We start from the raw sequence: 4,350 nt of genomic DNA, 5'->3' as shown, positions 1-4,350 counted from the left end.
TGCCGTCGTCGAGGGTGGACTGGTCGGCGGGTGCGGTGGAGTTGGTGACCGAGGTTCGGCCGTGGCCGGTGGTGGATCGGCCGCGTCGGGTGGCGGTGTCGTCGTTCGGTATCTCCGGTACCAACGCCCACGTCATCCTCGAACAGCCGGAAGCCGAACCGGTGCCGGAGCCGGTGGTGGCGTCGCTGGAGACCGGACCAGCGGCTGGCGACCTTCCGGTGGTGCCGTGGTTGGTGTCGGCGCGGTCGGCGGAGGCCCTGGCGGGGCAGGCGGGTCGGCTGGCCGGCTTCGCCCAGGACCACCCGGGGCTGTCCCCGATCGATGTGGGCTGGTCGTTGGCGGCGACGCGGGCGGCGTTGGAACACCGGGCGGTGGTGCTGGGTGCCGGCGGCGATGATCTGGTCGCGGCGCTGACTGCCCTTGCCGAGGGCGGGTCGGCTCCCGGCGTGGTGACCGACGGGGTGGTGTCGGGCCGCCGGGCGTTGGTGTTCGCCGGTCAGGGCGCGCAGCGGCCCGGTATGGGACGGGAGCTGCACGACCGGTTCCCGGTGTTCGCGGAGACGTTCGACCGGGTGTGTGCCCTGTTCGAGGGCCGGCTCGCACACCCGCTGCGGGAGGTGGTGTTCGCCGGGGAGGGCACCGAGCTGGCCGGGCTGCTCGGCCGGACGGCGTACACCCAGGCGGGTCTGTTCGCGGTGGAGGTGGCGCTGTACGAGCTGCTCGCCTCGTGGGGTGTCACGGCCGACGTCGTGGCGGGTCATTCGATCGGTGAGGTGACCGCGGCGTACGTGTCCGGGGTGCTCTCGCTGGAGGACGCGTGCACTCTGGTGGCGGCCCGGGGTTCGCTCATGCAGGCACTTCCCGCCGGTGGGGCGATGCTGGCGGTCGGTGCCACTGAGACCGAGGTCCGGGCTGTCGCAGGTGACGATGTCGACGTCGCGGCGGTGAACGGTCCGGCGTCGGTGGTGCTGTCCGGGCCGGTGGCCGACCTGGATCGGGTGGCGGAGCTGTGCGCCGGGCGGGGCTGGCGGGCCAAGCGGTTGCCGGTGAGTCACGCGTTCCACTCGCGGTGGATGGAACCCATGCTCGACGGGTTCCGTGCCGCCATCGTCGGCCTGGACTGGTCTGCGCCCCGGGTGCCGATCGTGTCGAACCTGACCGGGGCGGTGGCGGATCCGTCCGAGATCACCAGCCCGGAGTACTGGGTGCGGCACGTCCGGGAGGCGGTGCGGTTCGCCGACGGGGTGGCCACGCTGTACGGGCTGGGGGTGAGCACGGTCCTGGAGGTCGGGCCGGACGCGACGTTGACGCCGATGGCGGCCGACATCCCGACCGACCGGACGGTGCACCTGATCCCGGTGTCGCGGCGGGACCAGTCGGAGACGGCCGCGTTGGTCACCGCGCTGGCCCGGCTGCACGTGACGGGCACTGCGGTGGACTGGACGGGCTGGTTCACCCAGGACGGGAAGCAGCCCCGCACGGTCGACCTGCCCACGTACGCCTTCCAGCGCACCTGGTACTGGCCGGAGGTGACGGCCACCGGGGGTACGGCATCGCGGCGGGACGGTGACGTCGACGAGCGGTTCTGGGCGGCGGTGGAGCGGGAGGATCTGGCCGGGCTGGGGGAGGAGTTCCGGCTCGACGCGGACGAGCCGTTGAGTGCGCTGCTGCCGAGGCTGGCTCGGTGGCGGCGGGCGGGGCAGCAGCGTTCCACCGCCGACTCCTGGCGCTACCGTATCGAATGGCGACCGACGGCTTCCGTACCGAAGGCGGATCTGACCGGAACCTGGTTGGTGCTGGCGCCGCCGACGCAGGCCGACCACCCCGTGGCCGAGGGCCTGGCCGCGCACGGTGCCGAGGTCTTGACAGTGGTCCTCGACCCGACGGCCCTGAGTCGCGACGAGGTGGCCGAGCGGCTGCGTACCGCCGTGACCGACCCGGGTGACCTCGCCGGAGTGGTGTCGTTGCTGTCGCTCGCGGGTGCGGGTGTCGGTGCGGCGCTGGCGGTGGTGCAGGCGTGCGGTGACAGCGGGACCGGCGGCCGGGTGTGGTGGGTGACCCGGGGCGCGGTGTCGGTGGGCAGGAGCGACGAGCCCATGGATCCGGTCGGGGCTGCGGTGTGGGGCCTCGGTCGGGTGGCGGCGTTGGAGGAGCCGCGTCGGTGGGGTGGCCTGGTGGATCTGCCGCAGGTGGTGGACGCGCAGGTGGTCCGCCGGTTCTGCGGGACGTTGACGGCCGGTGCCGAGGACCAGGTCGCGGTGCGGTCGTCGGGGGTGTTCGTCCGGCGGTTGGTGCGGGCTTCGGGTGATCCGGTGCGTCGGGGTTTCCGGCTGTCGGGGACGGTGCTGGTCACCGGTGGTACGGGGGCGCTCGGTTCGCGGGTCGCCGAGTGGGCGGTCGGTGCGGGTGCCGGTCACGTGGTGTTGACGAGTCGTCGGGGTGAGCGGGCTCCGGGGGCGGTGGAGTTGGCGGAGCGGTTGCGGGCGTCGGGTGTGCGGGTGACCGTGGCGGCCTGTGATGTGGCCGACCGGACTCAGGTCGCGGCGCTGCTGGACGGCTTGGCCGAGCAGGGCGACTCCGTCCGCGCCGTCGTGCACACCGCCGGAGCTCCCCAGTTCACCCCTCTCGCTGACGTCAGCCAGGACGAACTGTCCGACGTGCTCGGGGCCAAGGTCGACGGCGCGGCCCACCTCGACGGGTTGCTGCCGGACGGGTTGGACGCGTTCGTGGTGTTCTCGTCCATCGCCGGGGTGTGGGGTTCGGCGGGACAGGCCGGCTACGCGGCGGCCAACGCGTACCTCGACGGGCTGGTCGCGCGGCGACGCGCCCGGGGGGCCGCCGGCACCGCCGTCGCCTGGGGGCCCTGGGCCGGTGGAGGCATGGCCGTGCAGGGCGAGGCGCAGGAGCAGTTGGCCCGGCGTGGTCTGCCGGCGATGGCTCCGGAGCTGGCGGTGACCGCGTTGCAGGGTGCCCTGGACCGGGACGACGTCTCGGTGGTGGTCGCCGACGTGGTGTGGGACCGGTTCGCCGCCTCCTTCACCGCGCTGCGTCCCAGCCCTCTGCTCGACGAGATCCCCGAGGCGCGACCCGCGCAGACCGACGCCGACGGAGACACCGGCGACGGCACGCGACTCGGCCGCCGGCTCGCCGGTATGACGACCGTCGAGCGGGACGCGTACCTGCTGGACCTTGTCCGGGCTCAGGCTGCCGCCGTGCTCGGGCATGCGGCGTCGGACGCCGTACCGGCCGATCGGGCGTTCCAACGTCAGGGTTTCGACTCGCTCACCGCCGTCGAGCTGCGTAACCGGCTCACCACCGAGACCGGCCTCGCCCTGCCCAGCACCCTGGTCTTCGACCACCCGACGCCGCTGGCCCTGGCGACCCACCTCGGCGCCGAACTGACCGGGACGCCGGCGGCGACGGTGGCGGAGAACCGGACCGTCGCGGCCGACGACGACCCGATCGTCATCGTCGGCATGGGCTGCCGCCTGCCCGGCGGCGTCGACACCACCGACCGCCTCTGGGAACTGCTCACCACCGGCCGGGACGGCATCTCCGACTTCCCGCTCGACCGGGGCTGGGACAGCTTCCTCGACGGCAGGCTCACCGACGCGTCCTTCCCCCGCCAGGGTGGCTTCGTCTACGACGCGGGTGCCTTCGACGCGGAGTTCTTCGGCATCTCGCCCCGTGAGGCCCTGGCCATGGACCCGCAGCAGCGACTGCTGCTGGAGGTCTCCTGGGAGGCGATCGAATCAGCCGGGGTGGACCCGTCCCGCCTGAAGGGCGAACGGGTCGGCGTCTTCGCGGGTGCCAGCTTCCAGGGGTACGCCTCGACCGCGATGGGCCGCGACCAGGAGGTCGGCGGACACCTGCTCACCGGCAACGCGACCAGCGTGCTGTCGGGGCGGGTGGCGTACTCGTTCGGGTTCGAGGGGCCGGCGGTCACCGTGGACACGGCGTGTTCGTCGTCGTTGGTGGCGTTGCATCTGGCGGCGCAGTCGTTGCGGTCGGGTGAGTGCGACCTGGCCCTCGCCGGTGGCGTCACGGTCATGGCTTCCCCCGCCACCTTCGTGGAGTTCTCCCGGCAGGGCGGCCTCGCCCCGGACGGTCGGTGCAAGTCGTTCGCCGAGGGCGCGGACGGGACCGGCTGGTCGGAGGGTGTGGGTGTGCTGCTGGTGCAGCGGCTCTCCGATGCTCAGCGGGATGGTCGTCGGATTCTGGCGGTGGTGCGGGGTACGGCGGTGAACCAGGATGGTGCGTCGAACGGTTTGACTGCGCCGAATGGTCCGTCGCAGCAGCGGGTGATCCGGCAGGCTCTCGCCAACGCCCGCCTGGGTGTCGCTGATGTCG

The 4,350-nt window shown here is 73.1% G+C and carries 1 protein-coding gene; it reads left to right on the top strand.

Features of this window, described 5'->3' with window-relative positions; translation table 11 throughout:
- Window positions 1–44: 44 nt before the first annotated feature.
- On the top strand, window positions 45–4,350 hold a 4,306-nt coding region (locus QSK20_RS31815), incomplete at its 3' end, for an SDR family NAD(P)-dependent oxidoreductase (protein WP_285792303.1).

The organism is Micromonospora sp. NBRC 101691, assembly GCF_030269285.1.
In the GTDB taxonomy this organism is placed as follows: domain Bacteria; phylum Actinomycetota; class Actinomycetes; order Mycobacteriales; family Micromonosporaceae; genus Micromonospora; species Micromonospora echinospora.
The sequence above is the reverse complement of the archived record's forward strand: the minus strand, read 5'-3'. Positions and strand labels throughout refer to the sequence as shown.